The sequence below is a fragment of the Microbacterium sp. KUDC0406 genome (assembly GCF_021582875.1).
Taxonomy (GTDB): Bacteria; Actinomycetota; Actinomycetes; order Actinomycetales; family Microbacteriaceae; genus Microbacterium.
The window spans coordinates 1,440,047-1,462,932 of record NZ_CP091138.1 but is presented as its reverse complement, the minus strand read 5'-3'; the positions used below and the strand labels follow the sequence as shown (position 1 = coordinate 1,462,932).

The following is a 22,886-nucleotide window of genomic DNA, read 5'->3' as shown; positions in this document are numbered from 1 at the left end:
CGCTGACCAGCGTGCCCCAGGCGCCATAACGATCCGAGAACTCCGGCCGGCGCCACGGGAGATCGCGGGCTTCGCGTCGGTACCATGCCAGCAGAGCTGGGCGCCACGCGGCGGGGGAGTCGCGGGCGTGACCATCCAGCCAGCTTATCGAGCGGTCGTGCGAGATCGCGGCGCTCGGACGGACGGCTGCTTCGGAGGGTGAGCCATGATCAGGAGGACAGGGAAGCGCGCCGCAGCGGTGCTCGGCGTGACGGTGCTGGCGGTCGCGCTGGCTGGCTGCGGGACGCCTGCGTCCCCGCCGACGAGCACATCATCGCCGACGTCGATCCAGTCGGACGCGCCGACGCCGCATGAGACCCGCACGACGAACCCGGACGCCGACCCGGACGACCCGCGCACCTGGACGATCACCGAGCAGGGGATGGGGCCGGTGCAGCTCGACGAGCTCTTCGCCGATGCGGTGGCAGGCGTGCCGACCTGGACGGTCGACGAGAACTGCTCGTGGACGGCGTTCTGGAACGACCCGGAGAAGAGCGTGTCCGCCTACTTCTCGCGCGAGAGCGATCTGACCGACGGGGCGGTGACCACGATCGACGTCTCGACGTCCGAGACGGCGCAGCCCGGGGACGGCCCGCGCACCGCGGACGGCCTCGGCCTCGGCTCCAGCCGCGAGGAGGTGCTCGTCGCACATCCTGACGCGGTGGAGCAGAAGCCGACCATCGGGGACGGCTCGATGCTGCGGGTCGGCCCGGACGGCATCGGCTCGATCTTCTTCTCGTTCCGCGCCGATGAGGACGCCGTGAGCGCGGTCACGGTGACCTCCAGGGACGAGCCGCCGTACGAGGTCTGCGGCTGACACGCCGTAGGCTTGAGGGATGGTCTCGCCCGGAATCCTCCTCGTCGACAAGCCAGGCGGACTCACCAGTCATGATGTCGTCGCCCGCGTGCGACGCGCGTTCGGCACCCGCAAGGTGGGGCACGCCGGCACGCTCGATCCGATGGCCACCGGGCTTCTGGTGATCGGGATCGAGGGCGCCACGCGCCTGCTCACCTACATCGTGGGCGCCGACAAGACCTACCGGGCGACGATCCGCCTCGGGCAGGCGACCAGCACCGATGACGCCGAGGGCGAGCTCGTCTCGCGGACGGATGCCGCCGAAGTGCCGGCATCCGCGATCGAAGGGGGCATCGCCGCGCTGAGGGGCGAGATCTCCCAGGTTCCCAGCGCCGTCTCGGCCATCAAGGTGGACGGGCGGCGTGCCTACGACCGCGTGCGCGCGGGGGAGCAGGTCGAGCTCGCGGCTCGCGATGTGACCGTGTCGCGCTTCGACGTGCTGGCGGAGCGCCGGGGGGACGGCGTCATCGACCTCGACGTGATCGTGGACTGCTCTTCCGGAACCTATATCCGCGCACTCGCCCGTGACCTCGGCACCGGTCTCGGTGTAGGCGGGCACCTGACCGCGCTGCGCCGCACCAGGGTCGGCGGAATCGACGTCTCCGGCGCCGTCACGATCGATGAGCTGGCCGGAGCCGTCCCGATGACCCCGGCCGACGCGGCGGGGCGGGTCCTGCCCGTGATCGACGTCAGCGCCGACGAGGCCCGCGACCTCTGGCACGGCAAGCGCCTGGCGGGGCAGGCCGTGCGTCTGCCGGCGCCTCTGGCGGCCGCCGTCGATCCCGAGCAGGTGCTCGTCGGCATCGTCGAGGCTCGAGGCGGGGATCTGAAGAGCGCCATGAACATGCCTGAGGAGGCAGCCCGATGATCCTGTGGTTCACGATCGTGCAGATCGTCGTCGCCTGCGCGTCGGGCGTGTTCTGCCTGATCGCCGGTTTCGCCGGCCGCCGGCCCAGCGATTGGACGGTCGGCAGCCTCGCCCTCGTCGAGCTGCTGCTCGTCGTGCAGGTGGTGATCGCGATCATCGCGCCGTTCGCCGGGAACCCGCCCACCGGTGATCTGCTCGAGTTCTGGGTCTACCTGATCGCCGCCGTGCTGCTGCCGCTGGGCGGCGTGGCCTGGGCGCTGCTGGAGCGCAGCCGGTGGAGCACCGTCGTCCTCGGCGTCGTCGGCCTGTCGCTGGCGATCATGCTGTGGCGGATGCAGACGATCTGGACGATCCAGGTCGCCTGACGCTCTTCCCGCCGGCCCCCTCGAAACTGGAACCCGTCATGACCAACACCGTTTCGCGCGCCCGGATGACCGGCATCGGCCGCGTCCTCGTCATCGTCTACGCCGTGATGGCGCTGGCCGCGACGGGGCGCAGCCTCGTGCAGATCATCCGCCGCTTCGATGAGGCGCCTCTGGCGTACACGCTGTCGGCGCTCGCCGCCGTGGTGTACATCCTCGCGACGCTCGCCCTGATCAAGGCGGGCAGGCCCGGCTGGTACACCGTCGCCTGGGTGGCGATCGCGTTCGAGATGGTGGGCGTGCTCGTCGTCGGCACGCTCAGCCTCACGGCCCCCGCACTGTTCGGGCATGACTCGGTGTGGTCGTACTTCGGAATGGGATACCTCTTCATCCCGCTCGTGCTGCCGGTATGCGGCCTGTGGTGGCTGCGCACGCACCGTCCCGGAGCATCCGCATGATCGTCTTCCGCGCGGCCGAGGACGTGCCGGCCGACTTCGGCCCCACCGTCGTCGCGATCGGCAAGTTCGACGGCGTGCACATCGGCCATCAGGCCGTGATCCGCCGGATGCGCGAGGACGCCGCCGCCATCGACGCCCGCGCGGTCGCGGTGACCTTCGACCGCAATCCGCTCGCGCTGCTGCGTCCGGAGATCTGCCCGGACAGCGTGGTCGATCTGGACCGCAAGCTCGAACTGCTCGACGGAACCGGCATCGATGCGACCCTCGTGCTCACCTTCGATCGCGAGCTGTCCTCGCGCACTCCGGAGGACTTCGTCACCGGCATCCTGGTCGACGCCCTGCGCGTGCGCACCGTCCTGGTCGGGGCGGACTTCCGCTTCGGGCGCGGAGGCGCGGGCACACCCGAACTGCTCCGCGAGCTCGGTGTGCAGCACGGCTTCACCGTCGACGTGGTCGAGGATGTGTTCCTGCCGGGCTCGGACCGACGGGTGTCGTCGACCTGGGTGCGTGAACTGCTCGACGCCGGTGAGGTCGCCGCTGCGGCGCAGGTTCTCGGACGACCCGTGTCGGTGTCCGGCGAGGTCGTGCACGGTCTCAAGCGCGGACGCGAGCTCGGGTTCCCGACCGCGAACCTCTCCGAGACCGTCGACGCGTTGGTGCCGGCCGACGGCGTCTACGCCGGCTGGCTGGTCGACGGCGACGACCGGCATCCCGCCGCGATCTCGGTCGGCACCAACCCGACCTTCGACGACGTGCCGCGGCGTCAGGTCGAGGCGCACGTGCTCGGGCAGACGGGGCTCGACCTGTACGGGCATCACGTGACCGTGGAGTTCGCCGACAGGCTGCGCGGCATGGTCGCGTTCCAGGGCGTCGAGGCGCTGATCGCGCAGATCGACGCCGATGTCACCGCCGCGAAGAGCGTTCTCGGCGTCTGACACGCCGCTGCTCGCCGCGTCCGAACTGCACAATGGCGTAGACTGTTGCGCGGATCCCCGCCCGAGCGCATCTGCTGCGCATCGGCGCCGGCGATCCGGAGGTCGCGGGGCATCGGCCCGAGTGCGCAGTCGCCATGCGAGTACGCATCCGGAGGAAGTCCGTTCCGGCAGCACGCCACCCGCGGACGACAGGTACGGCCGAGCATCCTCGGCACGGATATCTCAGCTCAGGAGGAGCATGCCGACCACGGCGACCGCCGCCCCGCGGCGAAAGAAGACGTCCCGTCGCGATGACGAGGCGCCTCTGATCCCGATCCTCGCCCGCAAGGTGCGCGAGATCGAGGCGAAGGCCCAGCGCGGAAAGCTCGGGCCCACCAATCGTGTGAAGTTCCAGGTCATCGCCTTCCTGGTGCGCGAGGAGCGCGCCAGGGTGAAGGCCGACGGCGAGCTGTCCGACTCGGCGCGTGCTGAACTGCTCAAGCGTCTCGACGGCGTGGCGACGATCCTCGCCAAGACCGCTGCGCGCGACACGTCGCTGATCCAGCTGCTCGAGGCCGACCAGGCCACCAGCCCCGTGGCCAAGCGCATGCGGCGCGACTGGCTGCTCGAGTCCGGCGCAGAGCTCGCCCCGGAGGAGCTCGTCATCACCGACATCGCGCCGGTGAAGAGCACGGTGGTCGTGCCCGCCGCTCTCGCCGAGAAGCAGGTGACCCCGCCGTCGGTGGAGTCGCGCCAGCTCGCGAACCCCTTCCTCGCCCCCGATCTCACGCCGCGTCCGGCCTCGACGCCCCGCCGTCGGCTGGACGGCTGGGAGCTGATGGGCCCGCTGTACAAGGCGTTCGAGTCCGGCGCAGGCGGGGGAACGGCCACGATGGAGCTGCCTCCGGTGCCCGAGTACGACCACATCTCGCCCAAGGGCCGCGAGGTCATGGTGCACCAGTCGCGCTTCATCGAGTCGGTGCGCGCCGGGCACCGCAGCTTCCTGCTGGCCGACGAGCCCGGGCTCGGCAAGACCGCGCAGTCGGTGCTGGCGGCATCCGTCGCCGAGTCCTACCCGCTGCTGGTCGTCGTGCCCAACGTCGTGAAGATGAACTGGGCGCGCGAGGTGGAGCTGTGGACCCCGCAGCGCCGAGCCACGGTGATCCAGGGCGACGGCGCCGACATCGACGCGTTCGCCGACGTGTTCATCGTGAACTACGAGATCCTCGACCGGCACCTGTCGTGGCTGAGCTCGATCGGGCTGAAGGGCATGGTCGTCGACGAGGCGCACTTCATCAAGAACCTCTCCTCGCAGCGCTCGCAGAACGTGCTGGCGCTGGCGAGCCGCATCCGCGAGCGCGAGGCCAACCCGCTCATGCTCGCCCTCACCGGAACACCGCTGATCAACGACGTCGAGGACTTCGACGCGATCTGGCGCTTCCTGGGCTGGACCAACGGCGAGAAGCCGGAGCCGGCGCTGATGGACAAGCTGGACGCCACCGGCCTGACCCCCGCAGACAAGTCGTTCTATGCCGAGGCGCGCGAGGCCGTCATCTCGATGGGCATCGTGCGACGCAAGAAGAAGGACGTCGCAGCCGACCTGCCCGACAAGCTCATCGCGGATCTGCCCGTGCAGCTGGATGACGAGTTCGGCCGGGGAATCCGCGAGGCGGAGCGCGAGCTGGGCGAGCGCATGGCGGCGAAGTACCGTCGCATCGTCGAGGCCCGCGCGGCAGCACACGGCCCGTCCGAGGCCGGCGAGATCGACGAGGACATCGTGCGCCTGGTCGCGCACAACGAGCTCGAGGAGTCCAAGGCCGCCGGCACCGGGGGAGACAACGTCTTCACGATGGTGCGCCGCATCGGCCAGGCCAAGGCCCAGCTCGCCGCCGACTACGCCGCGCAGCTGCAGCGCTCGGTCGAGAAGGTCGTGTTCTTCGCGAAGCACATCGATGTCATGGACCAGGCCGAGGCGCACTTCGCCGCATCCGGCATCAGAGCGGTGTCCATCCGCGGCGACCAGACCACCCCGGCGCGTCAGGCGGCGATCGACGCGTTCAACGCCGACCCCGAGGTCGGGATCGCGGTGTGCTCGCTCACTGCGGCCGGCGTCGGTGTGAACCTGCAGGCCGCGTCGAACGTCGTGCTCGCCGAGCTCAGCTGGACCGCTGCCGAGCAGACGCAGGCGATCGACCGCGTGCACCGCATCGGCCAGGACGAGCCGGTCACCGCATGGCGCATCATCGCCGCGCACACGATCGACACCAAGATCGCCGAGCTCATCGATCAGAAGCAGGGACTGGCCGGTCGTGCGCTGGACGGCGAGAACATCGAGCCGGGAAGCGTGGAGTCGGTGCAGCTCGGTGCGCTCATGCACCTGCTGCGGGAGTCTCTGCTGACGGCCTGAGGTCATCAGCCGCGCAGAGGGCGTTAAGAACATCCGTTCTTGACGCCCTCTTGCGTGCGAGGTGGTCGGAACACCGCAAGATCATCGTTTCGACTCGATCAGGTCCGCAAGATCCTCGGTTTTCGCTCGGGTGGAATGGCATCGGATGCCGTCGCCCACTAGGGTCGGAAGCAGGCAGCGTCGCCTTTACCCTTTCCCCGAAGCACGAAGGCAGCAGCATGAAGATCGGCATTCTGACCAGCGGTGGCGACTGCCCCGGACTGAACGCAGTCATCCGCGGCATCGTGCTCAAGGGCACCACCGCGTACGACCTCGAGTTCGTCGGCATCCGGGACGGCTGGCGCGGCGTGGTCGACGGCGACTTCTTCCCGCTCACCCGCCATGAGGTCAAGGGTCTGTCCAAGGTGGGCGGCACCATCCTCGGCACCAGCCGCACGAACCCGTACGAGGGGGAGCGCGGGGGCGCGGAGAACATCGCGAAGACCCTGTACGGGCACCGTATCGACGGCATCATCGCGATCGGCGGCGAGGGCACCCTCGCCGCGGCCGACCGCCTCGCCAAGGACGGCATCAACGTCATCGGCGTGCCGAAGACGATCGACAACGACCTGCGCGCCACCGACTACTCCTTCGGCTTCGACACCGCCGTCAACATCGCCACCGAGGCCATGGACCGGCTGCGCACCACCGGTGACTCGCATCAGCGCTGCATGGTCGCCGAGGTCATGGGCCGGCACGTCGGCTGGATCGCCCTGCACGCGGGCATGGCCGCCGGGGCGCACGCCATCCTCATCCCCGAGGTGCCGCAGACCCTCGAGGAGATCACGGCTCTGGTCACGAGCGCGCACGACCGGGGTCGCGCACCGCTCGTCGTGGTCTCGGAGGGCTTCAAGCTGGAGGGCATGGACGAGGCCTACAGCGACAAGGGGCTCGACGCGTTCAACCGCCCACGCCTCGGCGGCATCGGCGACCGGCTCGCACCCGAGATCGAGCGGATCACCGGCATCGAGACCCGCGCGACGATCCTCGGCCACATCCAGCGCGGCGGCTCGCCCTCCGGGTTCGACCGGGTGCTCGCGACCCGGCTCGGCCTGCACGCCGCCGACGCGGTCGTCGACGGCGCCTGGGGGCAGATGGTGGCCATGCAGGGCACTGAGATCGTGCGTGTCCCGTTCGAGGACGCCCTCGGTGAGCTGAACACCGTGCCGCGCAGCCGTTACGACGAGGCCGCGGCGCTGTTCGGCTGACGGGTTCCTGAGCGGGGCGTGGGGATCGAAGGACCCTTCGACAGGCTCAGCGACCCAGGTGCTGTCGAAGAGCGTCAGTCCGCGAGACCGAGCCGGTCCAGCGCCCAGGCGAGGGCGAACGCGCGCTCGCGCCAGGCGTTGTAGCGTCCGCTCACGCCGCCGTGCCCGGCCGCCATCTCGCACTTGAGCAGCACGTCCTCCGCGCCGGCGAAGCGCAGCGCGGCGACCCACTTGGCCGGTTCGACGTACAGCACCCTGGTGTCGTTGATCGAGGTGATGGCGAGGATCGGCGGGTAGGCGGCATCCGTCCGGAGGTTCTCGTACGGCGTGTACGACTTCATGTAGGCGTACACCTCCGGATCGTGCAGCGGGTCGCCCCACTCGTCCCACTCGACCACCGTCAGCGGCAGGGAGGGGTCGAGGATCGACGTGAGCGCGTCGACGAACGGCACCTCGGCGAGGATGCCGGTGAACAGCTCGGGCGCGAGATTCGCGACGGCGCCCATCAGCAGGCCGCCGGCGCTGCCGCCCTCGGCGATCATCCGCTCGGGAGTCGTCACACCGGTGTCGACGAGGTGCCGCGCGCAGGCGACGAAGTCGGTGAACGTGTTGCGCTTGCGCAGCATCTTGCCGTCGTCGTACCAGTGCCGGCCCATCTCGCCGCCGCCGCGCACGTGCGCGATCGCGAACACCACGCCGCGGTCGAGCATGGACAGCCGCATCGGGGAGAAGCCGGGATCCATCGACGACTCGTAGGAGCCGTAGCCGTAGAGGTGCACCGGGCGCGGCGCGGCGCCCGGCTCGCCGAACGATCTCCGCCACACGAGCGAGATCGGCACCTGGGCGCCGTCGTCCGCGGTGGCCCACAGCCTGCGCTGGTCGTAGTCCGCTGGATCGTAGCCGCCGAGCACGGGCTGCTGCTTGCGCACCAGTCGCTCGCCCGTGGCGACATCCAGATCGAGCACGGTCGACGGCGTGATGAACGAGACGTAGCCCATCCGCAGCAGCGGGACGTGCCATTCCGGGTTGCCGGAGAACCACGCGCTGTACAGCGGCTCGTCGAAGTCGAGCTCCGAGACGGCGTCGTCGGCGTAGGACAGCAGGCCGATGCGGCCGAGGCCCTCGCGGCGATACTCGACCGTCGCGAAGTCGCGGAAGCAGTCCACCTCGAGGATGCGCCGCCCCGGCGTGTGCGGCAGCACCACGCGACGCTCGCCCTGCGGGTCGGATGCCGGCACCGCGACGAGCTCGAAGTCGAGGGCGCCGTCGTTGTGCAGCACGTACAGCACGTCCTCGCCGTCGATCACCGCGTGGTCGATCTCGTACTCCACGCCGTCGCGGCGCGGCCAGACCACATGTCCGCCTGCTGCGAGATCGGCGAAGTCGAACAGGTGCGCCTCGCTGGTGATCTTCGAGCCCATCTCGACGACCAGGTACTTCTTGCTGCGCGTGATGCCGGCGCCCAGCCAGAACCGCTCGTCGGGCTCGTGGAACAGCTTCACGTCCTCCGAGGCGGGGGTCCCGAGACTGTGCATCCAGAGGGTGTCCGGGCGCCAGGCCTCGTCCCGCGTCGTGTAGAGGATCGCGGTGCCGTCCGGCGTGAAGAATGCCTGACCGGTGTTCTCGATGACGTCGTCGAAGCCTGCGCCGGACACCAGGTCACGAGCGTGCACGGTGTACAGCTCGTCTCCGGCGACATCCACCGACCAGAGCATCCGCGTGCCGTCATCCGAGACGTCGAAGGCGCCGAGCGAGAAGAACTCGTGTCCCTCGGCCTCGACGTTGCCGTCCAGCAGCACCTGCTCGCCGGGCACCGGTTCGCCCGGAACCAGCTGCGGGGGCGTCCAGTCGTCGCCGGATGCCGACGGTGCGGCACTGGATGCCGTACTGCGCGCCCTCCTCGGTGCGACCGTAGTACCACCAGTCGCCCTGCCGCGTCGGCACCGAGAGATCGGTCTCCTGCACCCGGCCCTTGACCTCCTGGAACAGCCGCTCTCGCAGGTCCTCGAGGTGCGATGTGCGCTCCTCGGTGTGCGCGTTCTCCGCCTCGAGATGCGCGATCACCTCGGGATCGTCCTTGGCGCGGAGCCACTCGTAGGGGTCGTCGAAGGTGTCGCCGTGGTGGATGCGGGGCGCGGGGCGGCGCGCCGCCGCGGGTGCGCTGGTGGTCTGCTCGGTCACCCCTCCACGCTACCCGGCGCGAGTTGACCGAGGCGGAGCAGGGTGGGAGGATTCTGAAGGGCCGATTAACGGATCTGATACCCACGGTGAACTCTTCGTTCGTCACGCCGGCAGCGTCGGCACTGTCTCTGCATCTTCAACGAAAGCGACCGGTGGAAACCGCAGCCCTCATCGTCGTGCTGGTCATCGCGCTGGCACTGTTCTTCGACTTCACGAACGGCTTCCACGACACCGCCAACGCGATGGCGACGCCGATCGCCACCGGTGCCCTGAAGCCCAAGACCGCGGTGCTGCTCGCCGCCTGCCTGAACCTGGTCGGTGCGTTCCTCTCCACGGAGGTGGCGAAGACCGTCTCCGGCGGCATCGTCAACGAGGCGGACATCTCGCACGATCTGCTGCCCGCGCTGATCTTCGCAGGCCTCATCGGCGCGATCACGTGGAACATGCTCACCTGGCTGCTCGGGCTGCCCTCCAGCTCGTCGCACGCACTTTTCGGCGGGCTGATCGGCGCGACCCTGGTCGGCGTCGGCGTCGCCGGCATCAACTTCGGCGTGGTGCTGTCCAAGGTCGTGCTGCCGGCGCTCATCGCTCCGGTCACGGCCGGGCTGATCGCCTTCGCCGCCACCAAGGCCGCCTACGGCATCACGCGGCGCTACGACGGCAAGCCGGATGGCCGCTCCGGCTTCCGCTGGGGCCAGATCTTCACCTCGTCGATGGTGGCGCTCGCGCACGGCACGAACGACGCGCAGAAGACCATGGGCGTGATCACCCTGGCCCTGATCACCGTCGGCTGGCAGACCGGCGATCCGGGCAGCGAGAACTACCACAACCCGGAGTTCTGGGTGATCGTCGCCTGTGCCTTCACCATCGCGCTGGGCACCTACCTCGGCGGCTGGCGCATCATCCGCACGCTCGGCAAGGGCCTCACCGAGGTCAAGCCCGCGCAGGGCTTCTCTGCCGAGAGCTCCACGGCCGCCACCATCCTCGCCTCCAGCGCCTTCGGGTTCGCGCTGTCGACCACTCAGGTCGCCTCCGGTTCGGTGATCGGCTCGGGCCTGGGCCGTCGCGGCTCCACGGTGCGCTGGCGGACGGCGGGACGCATCGCGCTGGGCTGGCTGCTGACGCTTCCGGCGGCCGGTGCCGTCGGCGCCGTGGCCGCCGTGCTGGTGGTGTGGCTCGGCGGCTGGGGCGTCGTCATCGACGCGATCGCCGCCGTCATCATCATCGTGGGCATGTTCCTGCGCTCCCGCAGGAACGCGGTCACGGCGTCGAACGCGATGAGCGATGTCGCCGAGTCCGGCCACGCCGTGGAACTGCCCGAAGTGCCCGGCCCCACCCGCCGCACCAGCCGCATCGAACTGATGCGCGCGCTGGAGCGCGCCGAGCGCAAGGCCGACGAGGCCGAGCGCGCGGCGCGCAAGGCCAAGAAGTTGAAGAAGTCGGGCGGCACGCCGAGTGAGGTCAAGGCCGCACGCAAGGCGGCCGAGCGCGCTGCCCAGAAGTACGCCGAGGCGGACCAGGCGGCCAAGGAGTGGGAGTCGCTCAGCAGCAGTCGCCGTGCGCGTGCCGAGCTGGCGGAGTGGGACCTCGACGTCGATGAGCAGGAGGACGCACGATGAGCATCGAGATCGACTGGATCGCGTTCGTCAACGTCTTCATCGCCGCGCTGATCGGCGCGGTCGCCATCGTGGTGTTCTACTCGCTGGGTCTGCGGATGCTGGTGCGCGCCGGCCGCATCCCCGTGGTCTCGCCGGTGGAGTTCACCGACGCGATAACCGTGCTCACCGAGAAGGAGATCCGCCGCGCCGAGAAGCAGGCGGCCAAGGCGGCGAAGAAGAGCCCGCTCACCGAGGCCCAGAAGTCGATGGCGTTCATCGCCGCGATCTGCTGCTTCGTGCTCTGCGGGGCGGCCGTTCTCGGCGGCATCCTCCTGATCGTCATCGGCCACTGACTCCGCCGCCGGTGTCGGCGGCGGTCCTATGCTGAGGGCATGACCGCCCTTCCCGCCTTCGGCCGTCATGAGGCGGCGTCGCACACGATCATCCACCTCAGCGATCCGCACCTCCTCGCGGGGGAGCACGGCACGCCGGCGGCGCCGACTCCGACGCGAACCTGGCCCGCACGCTGCAGGCGGTGCGGCAGGTGCATCCGGCACCGGCGGCCATCGTCGTCACCGGCGATCTCACCGACTTCGGCGAGGCAGACGCCTATCGGCGGCTGCGCGCAGCGCTCGAACCGGTCGCCGCCGAGCTCGACTGCCCGATCGTCTGGGTGGCGGGCAATCATGACGAGCGCCCGGCGCTGCGTGCCGCGCTGCTCGACGGCGCAGCCACTGAGGAGCCCGTCACCGGCGTGTGGGATCTGGACGAGCTCAGGCTGATCACCCTGGACTCCAGCGTGCCCGGCTGGCACCACGGCGACCTCGATGAGGGCCAGCTGGACTGGCTCGCCGAGCAGCTTCGCACGCCGGCCCCGCACGGCACGCTGCTTGCGCTGCACCACCCGCCGCTGCCCTCGCACCTGCCGCTGTTCGACATCCTCGAGCTGCGCCACCAGGACGAGTTCGCCGAAGTGATCCGCGACACCGACGTTCGCGGCATCCTCGCCGGCCACCTGCACTACTCGTCGTCCGGCATGTTCGCGGGCGTGCCGGTGAGCGTGGCCTCGTCGACCTGCTACACGATGAACGTCGCGCTGCCGGCGGCCGAGGTCAACGGGATGGACGCCGCGCAGTCGTTCCACCTGGTGCACGTGCACCCCGACACGATCACGCACACGGTCGTCCCGGTGGTCGATGCGCCCACCGCCGACTTCTTCTCGGAGGAGTGGGTGCGCGAGATGGCGGAGCTCACTCCGGAGCAGCGGCTGGAGGCGTTCTCGCGCAAGCCCTCGGCATAGACTGGGAGCATCCCCCGCTTCCCACTCGCCGAAACACCCACAAGGATGTGACATGGCCGCTGACGCGCCTGCCCGCACTCGTACCGAGACCGACTCGATCGGAAGCATGGAGATCCCCGCTGACGCCTATTACGGCGTGCACACGCTCCGTGCCGAGGAGAACTTCCCGATCACCAAACGCCCCATCTCGGTCTATCCCGATCTGGTCAAGGCTCTCGCCATGGTCAAGCAGGCCAGTGCGAGGGCGAACAAGGAGATCGGTGTGCTCGACGCCGAGCGGGCCGATCTCATCGACCGCGCCGCACAGCGGGTGATCGACGGCGAGTTCCACGACCAGTTCGTCGTCGGCGTCATCCAGGGCGGTGCCGGAACCTCGACGAACATGAACGCGAACGAGGTCATCACCAACATCGCGCTCGAGATGGCAGGGCGGGAGAAGGGCGATTACGCCTTCCTCTCGCCGATCGACCACACCAACCGCAGCCAGTCCACCAACGACGTCTACCCGACCTCGGTCAAGATCGGGCTCTCGCTCACCCTGCGCTCCCTGCTCGAGGAGCTCGACCTGCTGCGCGGCTCGTTCCTGAAGAAGTCGCGCGAGTTCCACGACATCCTCAAGGTGGGGCGCACCCAGCTGCAGGACGCCGTGCCGATGACCCTCGGCCAGGAGTTCCACGGTTTCGCCTCGACGCTCGGCGAGGACCACAGCCGGCTCACCGAGAACGCGTCGCTGATGTTCGAGATCAACATGGGCGCCACCGCGATCGGAACGGGCATCACCACGCACCCCGCCTACGCGACGGCCGTCCTGAAGCACCTCCGCGGGATCACCGCGCTCGACCTGCAGACCGCCACCGACCTCGTCGAGGCGACCAGCGACACCGGATCGTTCATGTCGTTCTCGTCGTCGCTCAAGCGCAATGCGATGAAGCTCTCCAAGATCTGCAACGACCTGCGTCTGCTCTCCTCCGGTCCTCAGGCCGGACTCGGCGAGATCAACCTGCCCGCGATGCAGGCCGGATCCAGCATCATGCCGGGCAAGGTGAACCCGGTGATCCCCGAGGTGGTCAACCAGGTGGCGTTCGCCGTCGCCGGCGCGGACATGACCGTCACGATGGCCGCCGAGGGCGGCCAGCTGCAGCTGAACGCGTTCGAGCCGGTCATCGCGCACTCGATCTTCCAGTCCATCACCTGGATGCGTCAGGCGATGTGGACCCTGCGCGTGAACTGCGTCGACGGCATCACCGCGAACACCGACCGCCTCGGCGCGATGGTCGGCGCGTCGGTGGGAGTGGTCACCGCACTCACGCCGTTCATCGGCTACGCGGCATCCGCCGCACTGGCGAAGACGGCGCTGCTGACCAACCGCAACGTCGCCGATCTCGTGGTCGAGGCCGGCCTGATGTCTCGCGAGGAGGTCACCAAGCAGCTCTCGCCGGCACGCCTGTCGGGTCTGGAGGCCATCACGGCCGCGATCCCGGTGATCGCCGCAGAGGACGACTGACCCCGCGTCGCCGAGACTGACCCGCGTCGCGAATAGGCTGTCCTCCATGAGCTCCGGAGGACAGCCCCCCGCCTACGGTCCGCCGCCCCCGTCGGGCGGCGGACCGCAGCAGTACCGGCCACCACGGCCGGTGTACGCGTCCCCGCTGGCGAAGCAGCAGGCCTACGCACCGCCCGCCGCCCCTGTCGCCCCCTCGCCGGCGCCCGCGCTGCCGGCTCTGCCGATGCCGGTGCGCAAGGGACGCACGATGTCGGTCTGGGCCTTCGGCGTGCTCGCGTTCCTCCTGCTGCTGCTGATCGGATACTTCGTGAATGCGCTCGGCGCCGGGGCATCCATCGTCGGTCTGATCCTCGCACTCATCCCGCTGTCCATCGTGCTGCTCGGGGTGCGCCTCATCGACCGATGGGAGCCGGAGCCGAAGAGCCTGGTCGTCTTCGCCCTCGCCTGGGGTGCGATCGTCGCGGTCGGCATCGCCCTGCTGATCGATCGCGGCCTCGGCCTGGTCTTCGGCGCGCGACCCGACGCCATCACCGCGCTGGTCCAGGCTCCGCTGGTGGAGGAGATCGGGAAGGGGCTGGGGGTCTTCGCCATCTACGTGCTCGCCCGCCGAGCCTTCGACGGGCCGGTCGACGGCGTCGTGTACGGCGCACTCGTGGGCGCAGGATTCGCGTTCACCGAGAACATCCAGTACTTCGCGATCAGTCTGCTCGAGGGCGGCGGGCAGGAGTTGACGGCGACATTCGTGGTGCGCGGCCTGATGTCGCCGTTCGCGCACGCGATGTTCACCTCGCTCACGGGCTTCGCCATCGGGCTCGCGGCGCGGCGCGGGGCGGGTGCCGCGGGCGCGTTCAGCGCGGGCTGCCTCGGCGTTCTCGGCGCGATCGCGCTGCACGCCCTGTGGAACGGCTCGTCGCTCTTCGGCGACTTCCTGCCGCTCTATCTCACGATGCAGGTGCCGCTGTTCGTGGGCTTCATCCTGGGCATCATCGCGCTGCGGCGCGAGGAGGCGCGGCTGACGAGAGAGCGTCTCGGCGACTACGCGAAGGCCGGCTGGTTCACCCCTGAGGAGGTCACGATGCTGGCGACGCCCGCCGGTCGCAGGACCGCGATGCGATGGGCGTCCACGCTGCGGGGAGATCGCAGGCCGCTGATGAGGTCGTTCATCCGCGACGCCACAGCGCTCGCGGCGGTGCGGCAACGGGCGATCCACGGTCACGACCGGTACGCGGCTGCCGATGAGCATGCGCTGCTCAGGCGTGCGCGGGCGACCAGGGCGGCATTGCTGGCGTACTGACCGGAACCCTTGACAGCCGGTGAGCGGTGAGGCACCCTGGGTACAGATCAACTCAGCGCCCGGATTCGCTTGCAGGCATCGCCGCAGCACCGGGCGCTGAGTCTTGCCGTGATGCGGATCAATGCGAGCGAAGCACGCGTTGACGCGCGTCACAGCAAGGTTGAGCGAGCGCAGCGAGTCGAAACCTCTGCATGTCCTGTTCGCTCTCGGCGCGCATCGTCGCGTTGACCGTGTGCGGAGCGTCCGGTTACATGGAGGCATGACTGATCGCACAAAGCCCGAGTTCGACGCCCCCACCGGCCCGGCTCCCGCGGAGCTCGTCATCCGCGACATCATCGACGGAGACGGCGTCGAGGCGAAGTCCGGCGACACCGTCACCGTGCACTACGCCGGCGTCGAGTTCGACACCGGCGAGGAGTTCGACTCGTCCTGGGGGCGAGGCGAGACCATCCAGTTCCCGCTGCGCGGCCTGATCCAGGGCTGGCAGGAGGGCATCCCCGGCATGAAGGTCGGCGGCCGCCGCGAGCTGGTGATTCCGCCGCGCCTGGCCTACGGACCGGCCGGTGCCGGCCACTTCCTGTCGGGTAAGACGCTGATCTTCATCATCGATCTGGTCGCCGTCGGCTGACGATCTTCCCAGGGCCCTCGTCCGCTGTGCGGACGAGGGCCCTGCTCTGTCCGCAAGGAATTCTCGATTCACGGGAATACATCCAAACGCATGTAAGTTGTACCCGGTGTCGCCGATCGGCGGCAATGACTTCCCCAAGGAGCAGCATGAGCACCATCGACGTCCCCGGTTACCGCGCAGGCACCTGGAGCCTCGACCCGCAGCACAGCGAGGTCACCTTCAGCGTTCGCCACATGATGATCTCGAAGGTGCGCGGCAGCTTCGGCGTCAAGAGCGCGACGCTGGTCGCCCCGGAGAACCCGCTCGAGGCCAAGGTCGAGGCCAGCGTGGACGTCACCTCGATCGACACCAACGACGAGGGCCGCGACGCGCACCTGCGCTCCGCCGACTTCTTCGACACCGAGAACCACCCCACGATGGAGTTCACCTCGACCGGCGCACGCGTCGAGGACGGCGACCTCTTCGTCGACGGCGACCTCACCATCCGCGGCATCACCAAGCCCGTCAGCTTCGCTCTGGACTTCGGCGGCTTCGGCACCGACCCCTACGGCAACTACAAGGCCGGTGCGTCGGCGACCACGACCATCAACCGTGAGGACTTCGGCCTCACCTGGAACGCCGCGCTCGAGACCGGTGGCGTCCTGGTCGGCAAGGACGTCACGATCAACCTCGACCTGCAGGGCGCTCTGCAGGCCTGATCGCCCCACGATCGCGAAGGGTGCGGATGCTGCGGCATCCGCACCCTTCGCGCATCTCAGGGAACCGGGTCCGCGGCATCGTAGGTGGCGAACCGCGGGTTGCGCCTGGCCAGCAGCGCCACCAGGCCGATCACCAGGAAGCCGCCGAGCAGCGGCGGGAACCACAGCGCCGTGAGCGTGGCCAGGGTGCCGGCGTAGAGCGCGCCCACGCGCGGCCCTCCGGCGACGACGATGATGAAGACGCCCTGAAGCCGTCCGCGCATGGTGTCGGGCACCGCGGCCTGCATCATGGTGTTGCGGTAGATCGAGCTCACGTTGTCGCAGGCGCCGGACAGCGCCAGCGTCAGGCAGGCGGCGATGATGAGACCGACGTTCGGCGTCTTCTCCGTCGCGGGGGAGAGGAACGATCCGACCAGCAGAACCACGCCGAAGAGCAGGATCGACGCGCCATAGGCCTGCACCGCGCGCTCGATGCCGCGGCCGTGCCAGCGGTACTGCACCACGCGACCGGAGAGCAGGCTCGACGCGAACGTGCCGACGGCGACCGCCGCGGTGAGGATGCCGGTGGTGAAGGCGCCGCCGCCGAGGATGACCGTTCCCAGAGCCGGGAACAGCACCAGTGGCTGGCCGAAGGTCATCGCGAGGATGTCGCAGAGGAACTGCATCCGGATGTTCCCCGCGCGACGCAGGAATCGCCATCCGTCGGCCAGCGACGCGAGCCCCGGACGCACGATCTCTCCCTCCGGCACCAGTGCCGGCAGCGTCCACAGGCCGAGGAACATGGCCAGCATCAGCACGACGTCGATCGTGTACGTCCATCCGTAGCCGGTGAGTGCGACGAGCAGGCCGGCCAGCGCCGGGCCCGCCATCACGGTGAGGCCGAAGGCGACGCCGTTCAGAGCGGATGCCGCGGCGAGCTTCTCGCGGGAGATCAGCCGGGGGACGATCGCCGTGCGGGTGGCCATGCCGACCGAGTTCGCGGCCGCGATGATCATGCTCAGGGCGTACAGCCACCAGATCGTCTCGGTGTGCGTCCAGGTCAGGACGGCGAGCAGCGTCGTCGACGCGAAGGTGACGGTCGCGGCGATCAGCGCCACGAGGCGGCGGTCGAAGGCATCGGCGAGCATGCCGCCGTAGAGCCCGGCCAGGATCATCGGCACCAGCCCGGCGACGGCGATCATCGACACCGCGAAGGTGCTCTGCGTGAGCGCGAACACGTGCAGCATGACGGTGACGATCGTGAGCTGCCCGCCGATGCCGGCCAGCGTCGAGCCGATCCACATCCGTGCGAACGCCGGGCTCGCCCTGAGCGGGGAGAGGTCGATGAAGTGGCTCACGCGTGCGTTCCGTACTGCATGCTCCGAGCGTATCCGAGGGTGCTGCTGGCCCGGTCGTCCGGGGCTCCGAACACTGGTAGACTCTTCAGGTTGCCGTTAGATCGGCCGCGGATAAAGAGAGCTCGCGCATCAGGCGCCGGGCACCGCGCAATGAGTGAGAGGGGATCGAATCTATGGCACTGGAAGCAGACGTCAAGAAGGCGATCATCGAAGAGTACGCGACGCACCCCGGTGACACCGGATCCCCCGAGGTGCAGGTCGCGATGCTGACGCAGCGCATCAAGGACCTCACCGAGCACCTCAAGGAGCACAAGCACGACCACCACTCGCGTCGTGGCCTGTTCCTGCTCGTCGGTCAGCGCCGTCGTCTGCTCGGCTACCTCCAGGACGTCGACATCGAGCGCTACCGCTCGCTGATCGAGCGCCTCGGACTTCGCCGATAAGCAAGGGCACCGCGTTCCGAGCGTTCAATCGCGCAGAACATTCTTGAGAAGGCCTCCCACGGTGTGGGAGGCCTTCGTCGTCGGTGGCCTCGACGGTTCAGAGTCCGATGACATTCAGGCCGTCGGCGACGATCCGTCCGTCGTGCAGCACCGTGCGGTCGGTGCCTCGGTCCATGACGGCGCTGGACGGTGTCTCTCCGTCGACGAGGAGCAGATCCGCACGGTCGCCGACGGCGACGCCGGGGCGATCGCCGACGCCCGTGGGCCGCGTCACGTCGTGCGACATGATGCTGGCGCCGCCCGTCGTGGCGACCGCGAGCGCGAGCTCGATGAGGTCGTCGCGGCGGTAGCCGTTCGTGAAGGCCAGCTGCCAGGTGCGGTCGAGCATGTCGCAGTTGCCGTAGGGGCTCCAGTAGTCGCGCTGTCCGTCCTCGCCGAGGCCGAAGCGAACGCCGGCCTCGACCAGCCTGACCAGCGGCAGCTGATGCGGAGCCGCGGGGGCGACGGACGCCATCGAGATGTCCAACTCGGCGAAGGTGTCGATCAGTCGCTGGGTCGTGGCCTCGTTCACCGCGCCGAGGTCGTAGGCATGCGACATCGTCACCTTGCCCTGCATCCCGAGGGCGCGCACGCGCTCGATGACGAGGTCGGTGCTGAACACGCCGAGCGCGCCCGGCTCGTGCAGATGGATGTCCACCTCGACCTGGTACTTCTCCGCCAGGCCGAACACGATGTCCAGGTGCTTCGCCGGGTTGCGGTCGAGCTGGCACGGGTCGATGCCGCCCATCACGTCGGCGCCCTGCTTCAGGGACTCCTCCAGGTACGCGAGGGTGCCCTCCTCGCGGAGGATGCCGGCCTGCGGGAACGTCATCACCTGCACGTCGGCGTGACCGGCGAACCTCTCCTTCGCGGCCATCACCGACTCGAACTTCTCGAGCTTGCAGTCCACGTCGACCTGCGCGTAGGAGCGCACCCGGGTCGTGCCGCGGGCGATCATGGCCTCGAGCGTGCCGGCGACGATCTCGGCGTGCGGGACGTCGGTGTTGCGCCAGTTCCTCCGGTCGTTCATCATCATGCCCCAGACGCCGGGGGCGCCGGTGTGCTCGCGGAACGGCAGGCCGATGCGGGAGGAGTCCAGGTGCACGTGCACGTCGCTGAAGGAGGGGAGCAGCAGCCGTCCGCGGCCGTCGACATCGCCGTCGGCGACGGGCATCGAGGAGTCGTGGGGGCGCACCTCCGTGATGCGATCGCCGTCGAGGACGATGTCGGACGCGGCTTCGCCCCAGGGGCGGACGTTTCTGATCAGCACGATTCTGGTATACCAGAATCGTGCTGCCTCCTCAGGCTCCGACGAGGTCGGCGTGGTGGATCGCCGCGACATCCGGGTGCGCGCGCAGTCGTGACTTCAGTGCGTTCTCCCCGTACAGCGCGTGGATGGGATTCGACGGGTCGTCGGTGACACCGCGCGCCTCGGCGGCGAGCTCCGCGGGAAGCTCGATCAGAGGCAACCGCGAATCCAGTGCGGGGTTGAAGAAGAACGGGATCGAGATCCGCTCGTCCGGAGCCTTCGGTGAGATCACGCGGTGATCGGTGGCCTTCAGATAGCCGCCGGTGGCGTACTCGAGCATCTCGCCGATGTTCACGACGAACGCGCCGGGCACCGGCGGCGCATCCACCCATGCCCCGTCGCGGCGCACCTGCAGGCCGCCCTTGCCCGGCTCGACCCAGAGCAGGGTGAGCACCCCGGAATCCTTGTGCGCTCCGACACCCTGCTGCGGCTCGGGATCGGCCTTGCCCGGGTAGCGCACGATCTTGATCAGCGTCTGCGGCTCGCCGAAGTGCTCATCGAAGTAGGACGGCTCCGCGCCGAGCGCCTCCGCCCAGGCGCGCAGCAGCCGGCGGGACACCCCGGACAGCGTCTCGTGCCACTGGGCGACGACCTCTCGCAGCTCGGGCTGTGCGGCCGGCCAGAGGTTCGGCCCGACCAGGCGGTTGAAGGCGGGGCCGCCCTCGATCGGCCGGCGTTCCGGGCCGATGTCGATCTGCTCGCGCCAGTCGACCTCGCCCTGCGTGCGCTCGCCGCCGATGCGGGTGTACCCGCGGAAGTGCGGACTGTTCACATTCTCGATCGACAGCTTCTCCGCCTCGGGGAGGGCGAAGAAGTCCCGGGCGGCGCGGTGCAGCCGTGCCTCGAGCTCTGCGGAGACGCCCGTGCCCGTGAGGTAGAAGAAACCCACGTCGTGGGTCGCTGCGCGCAGCTCATCGCGGAATCGGGCGGCTGCCTCCGGGCCCGCGTCGAGGCGGGAGAGATCGAGGACGGGGAGCGTGAATTCGGCCATGGCTCGACGGTAGACGCGCTGACCTGCGCCGTCACGTATGTTGCGAAGGGTTACCCGGGTGCTACCGTTTGATAGGTAAGGCATCCCTTACCTCACCTTCTCCGGAGTAACACCGCGTGATCGCTTCACTCCTCATCGGCCTGCGCGAAGGCCTGGAAGCCGCACTGGTCGTCGGCATCCTCATCGCGTACCTCAGGCGGATCGGTCGTGCCGACGTCCTGCCCAGGATGTGGGCAGGCATCGGCCTGGCCGTCGCTCTCGCGCTGGGCATCGGCGCGATCCTCACCTTCGGGGCCTACGCGCTGACCACGCAGGCGCAGGAGACCATCGGCGGGCTCATGTCGCTGGTCGCCGTCGCCATGGTCACCTGGATGATCTTCTGGATGCAGAAGGCCGGCCGCACCATGAAGGCCTCGCTGCAGGGCGGTGTGGACCGTGCGCTGGAAGCCGGGACGATGTGGGCACTGGTCGCGGTCGGATTCGTGTCGGTGGCACGCGAGGGGATCGAGACGACCCTGCTGCTGTGGTCGATGTCCCAGACCTTCGGCCGTGATCCTTCGGTGCTGATCGGCGCCGCGCTCGGACTCGTCATCGCGGTGATCATCGGCTCGCTGCTCGCACGCGGAGCGGTGAGGCTCGACCTGCGGCGATTCTTCGCGTGGACCGGCGGCTTCCTCGTGATCGTCGCCGCCGGTGTCCTCGCGTACGCGATGATGGACCTGCAGGAGGCCGGCGTCCTCCCCGGCCCGTTCGGCGCCGCTGCTCCGGTCGATCCCGCCACCGGCGCGGTGCTGGTCGGCTGGGCCGGGTTCCCGTTCGGCTGGGCGTTCGACGTGAGCGGCGTCATCGATCCGACCGGCGTCTGGGCAGTGCTCCTGCAGGCGACTCTCGGCTTCATGCCGCGCATGAGCTGGCTGCAGGTCATCGCCTGGCTGCTCTACATCCTCGTCGTCGGCGCGTTCTTCCTGCGCGGCCTGCCGCGCCGTCGCGGCACGAGGACGGCGGCTGCCGCGTCATCCGCACCTCCCGCGGCGCCCGCCGCCGCCACGGAGCAGAGCTCCGGCAGCGCGCAGATCTCCGGCGCCGCGCATATCTCCGGCGCGGTGCAGAGCCGTGCCGACGTCGCACCGGCGCCGGCATCCGCACCTCCCGTCACCACACACGAAGGAACAGCATGACCCCGTCCTCCCGCGTTCTCGGAGCCCTCGCCGCCACCGGCACGGCCGTGCTCCTGCTCAGTGGCTGCGTCGCCAAGTCCGACGCCGATCCCGCATCCGCACTCACGGTCTCCTCGACCGCATCCGACTGCGCCGTCTCGACGGGTACCGCGAAGAGCGGCACCCTCACCTTCGACGTGAGCAACGCCGGCGACAAGGTGACCGAGTTCTACCTGCTCGCCGAGGACGGCCTGCGGATCGTCGGCGAGGTCGAGAACATCGCGCCGTCGGCCTCGCGCACCCTCACCGTCACCGCACAGCCCGGGAAGTACTTCACGGTCTGCAAGCCGGGCATGCTCGGCGACGGCGTCGGCAGGGCGGCGTTCAGGGTCACCGGCGACCGCGTGGCCGTCGAGGGCCCGGACGCCGAGCAGAAGAAGAAGGCCGTCGACCTGTACGCGGCCTTCGTCAAGGACCAGGTCGGGCAGCTGGTGCCGGCCGTCGACGAGCTCGTCTCCGCATATCAGGCCGGTGACGATGACAAGGCACGATCGCTGTTCCCGGTCGCACGTGCGTACTACGAGCGCATCGAACCTGTGGCCGAGGCGCTCGGCGACCTCGACCCCCGGATCGACTATCGCGAGGTCGACGCCGTCGCCGAGGGCCTGGACTGGACCGGATTCCACCGCATCGAGAAGGATCTCTGGGTGCCCGCGAAGGACGCACTGAACGCCGACGATGAGACCCCCGCCTGGCAGGACTGGACGCCGTCCACGTCGCAGCAGCGCGCGGACTTCGGAGACCTCCTGATCGCCGACGTGCAGGAGCTGTACGACTACGTGCACTCCGACGACTTCGTGAGCAGCCTCGAGGACCAGGGCATCGCCGGCGTCTCCAACGGCGCGATCGCGCTGCTGGACGAGGTCGCGACCGGAAAGATCACCGGCGAGGAGGACTGGTGGTCGCACACCGACCTCTACGACTTCGCGGCCAACGTGGAGGGGTCGAAGATGGCGTTCTCGCTGGTCAGCGACTTCGCCGCGGCTCAGGGCGACGACGGCGCCTCTCTCATGAAGGAGATCGGCACGGGATACGCCGATCTCGAGGGCGCCCTCGCCGCGCACGGCTCGCTGAAGGACGGATTCGTCAGCTTCGAGGATCTGACCGACGCGCAGAAGCGCGAACTCGTCGACCTCATCAACGCCCTCGCCGAGCCGCTCTCGCAGCTCACCGGCACCACGCTGTCCTGAACCGCG

At 69.2% G+C, this 22,886-nt stretch carries 19 protein-coding genes and 2 pseudogenes; 17 read left to right on the top strand and 4 right to left on the bottom strand.

Annotated features, from left to right (window positions below):
• Positions 1–205 precede the first annotated feature (205 nt).
• From L2X99_RS07395 to L2X99_RS07365, 7 genes are all read left to right on the top strand, one after another.
• The gene (locus tag L2X99_RS07395) at positions 206–856 is read left to right on the top strand and encodes a hypothetical protein (protein ID WP_236124367.1); all 651 of its coding nucleotides are present in this window, start codon (positions 206–208) and stop codon (positions 854–856) included.
• A 19-nt stretch (positions 857–875) separates the two neighbouring features.
• On the top strand, positions 876–1,763 hold the full coding sequence (gene truB / locus L2X99_RS07390) for a tRNA pseudouridine(55) synthase TruB (protein WP_236135805.1): 888 nt from the start codon (positions 876–878) through the stop codon (positions 1,761–1,763).
• The gene (locus L2X99_RS07385; protein WP_236124368.1) at positions 1,760–2,128 is read left to right on the top strand and encodes a hypothetical protein; all 369 of its coding nucleotides are present in this window, start codon (positions 1,760–1,762) and stop codon (positions 2,126–2,128) included. The genes truB and L2X99_RS07385 overlap by 4 nt, the downstream gene beginning before the upstream one ends.
• Positions 2,129–2,193: 65 nt before the next feature.
• Positions 2,194–2,583, top strand: coding sequence for a hypothetical protein (locus tag L2X99_RS07380; RefSeq protein ID WP_442923520.1), 390 nt, complete (start codon positions 2,194–2,196; stop codon positions 2,581–2,583).
• Entirely contained in the window at positions 2,580–3,518 is a 939-nt protein-coding gene (locus L2X99_RS07375) for a bifunctional riboflavin kinase/FAD synthetase (protein WP_236124372.1), read from the top strand. The genes L2X99_RS07380 and L2X99_RS07375 overlap by 4 nt, the downstream gene beginning before the upstream one ends.
• 238 nt (positions 3,519–3,756) lie before the next feature.
• Positions 3,757–5,904: a DEAD/DEAH box helicase gene (locus tag L2X99_RS07370; RefSeq protein WP_236135804.1), complete on the top strand. Its 2,148-nt coding sequence runs from the start codon at positions 3,757–3,759 to the stop codon at positions 5,902–5,904.
• A 218-nt stretch (positions 5,905–6,122) separates the two neighbouring features.
• Positions 6,123–7,151 carry an ATP-dependent 6-phosphofructokinase gene (locus tag L2X99_RS07365; protein WP_236124374.1) on the top strand — a complete coding sequence of 343 codons (1,029 nt, stop codon included), beginning with the start codon at positions 6,123–6,125 and terminating at the stop codon, positions 7,149–7,151.
• Positions 7,152–7,225: 74 nt separating this feature from the next.
• Here L2X99_RS07365 and L2X99_RS07360 read toward each other — a convergent pair.
• Positions 7,226–9,332 (bottom strand): annotated as a pseudogene (locus tag L2X99_RS07360) (S9 family peptidase).
• 152 nt (positions 9,333–9,484) lie between these two features.
• Between L2X99_RS07360 and L2X99_RS07355 the strand changes: the two are divergent.
• From L2X99_RS07355 to L2X99_RS07325, 7 genes and pseudogenes are all read left to right on the top strand, one after another.
• Entirely contained in the window at positions 9,485–10,951 is a 1,467-nt protein-coding gene (locus L2X99_RS07355) for an inorganic phosphate transporter (protein ID WP_329608142.1), read from the top strand.
• Positions 10,948–11,283, top strand: coding sequence for a peptidase (locus L2X99_RS07350; RefSeq protein ID WP_236124376.1), 336 nt, complete (start codon positions 10,948–10,950; stop codon positions 11,281–11,283). The genes L2X99_RS07355 and L2X99_RS07350 overlap by 4 nt, the downstream gene beginning before the upstream one ends.
• A gap of 39 nt (positions 11,284–11,322) precedes the next feature.
• A pseudogene (locus L2X99_RS07345) lies at positions 11,323–12,230 on the top strand (phosphodiesterase).
• 52 nt (positions 12,231–12,282) lie between these two features.
• Entirely contained in the window at positions 12,283–13,734 is a 1,452-nt protein-coding gene (locus L2X99_RS07340) for an aspartate ammonia-lyase (RefSeq protein WP_236124378.1), read from the top strand.
• A gap of 46 nt (positions 13,735–13,780) precedes the next feature.
• Entirely contained in the window at positions 13,781–15,028 is a 1,248-nt protein-coding gene (locus L2X99_RS07335; RefSeq protein WP_268928562.1) for a PrsW family intramembrane metalloprotease, read from the top strand.
• Between the two features lie 259 nt (positions 15,029–15,287).
• Entirely contained in the window at positions 15,288–15,656 is a 369-nt protein-coding gene (locus L2X99_RS07330; RefSeq protein ID WP_236124379.1) for an FKBP-type peptidyl-prolyl cis-trans isomerase, read from the top strand.
• A gap of 146 nt (positions 15,657–15,802) precedes the next feature.
• A complete protein-coding gene (locus L2X99_RS07325) occupies positions 15,803–16,354 on the top strand; it encodes a YceI family protein (protein WP_236126883.1) in 552 nt (183 codons plus the stop codon).
• A 56-nt stretch (positions 16,355–16,410) separates the two neighbouring features.
• On the opposite strand, the gene L2X99_RS07320 is transcribed toward L2X99_RS07325, so the two are convergent.
• Positions 16,411–17,691, bottom strand: a complete 1,281-nt coding sequence (locus L2X99_RS07320) for an MFS transporter (RefSeq protein ID WP_268928561.1) — start codon at positions 17,689–17,691, stop codon at positions 16,411–16,413.
• A 173-nt stretch (positions 17,692–17,864) separates the two neighbouring features.
• Between L2X99_RS07320 and rpsO the strand changes: the two genes are divergently transcribed.
• Complete coding sequence (gene rpsO / locus L2X99_RS07315) at positions 17,865–18,134, top strand: 30S ribosomal protein S15 (RefSeq protein ID WP_116241715.1); 270 nt, start codon at positions 17,865–17,867, stop codon at positions 18,132–18,134.
• 97 nt (positions 18,135–18,231) lie between these two features.
• On the opposite strand, the gene L2X99_RS07310 is transcribed toward rpsO, so the two are convergent.
• Positions 18,232–19,443, bottom strand: coding sequence for an amidohydrolase family protein (locus L2X99_RS07310; RefSeq protein ID WP_236124382.1), 1,212 nt, complete (start codon positions 19,441–19,443; stop codon positions 18,232–18,234).
• 31 nt (positions 19,444–19,474) lie between these two features.
• Entirely contained in the window at positions 19,475–20,473 is a 999-nt protein-coding gene (locus L2X99_RS07305; protein WP_236124384.1) for an isopenicillin N synthase family dioxygenase, read from the bottom strand.
• 116 nt (positions 20,474–20,589) lie between these two features.
• Between L2X99_RS07305 and efeU the strand changes: the two genes are divergently transcribed.
• Positions 20,590–21,651 (top strand): iron uptake transporter permease EfeU, encoded by a 1,062-nt coding sequence (efeU, locus tag L2X99_RS07300; RefSeq protein ID WP_236124385.1) that lies wholly within the window; start codon positions 20,590–20,592, stop codon positions 21,649–21,651.
• Positions 21,648–22,880 (top strand): iron uptake system protein EfeO, encoded by a 1,233-nt coding sequence (efeO, locus tag L2X99_RS07295; protein ID WP_236124387.1) that lies wholly within the window; start codon positions 21,648–21,650, stop codon positions 22,878–22,880. Before efeU ends, efeO begins: the two co-directional genes overlap by 4 nt.
• Positions 22,881–22,886: the final 6 nt, after the last annotated feature.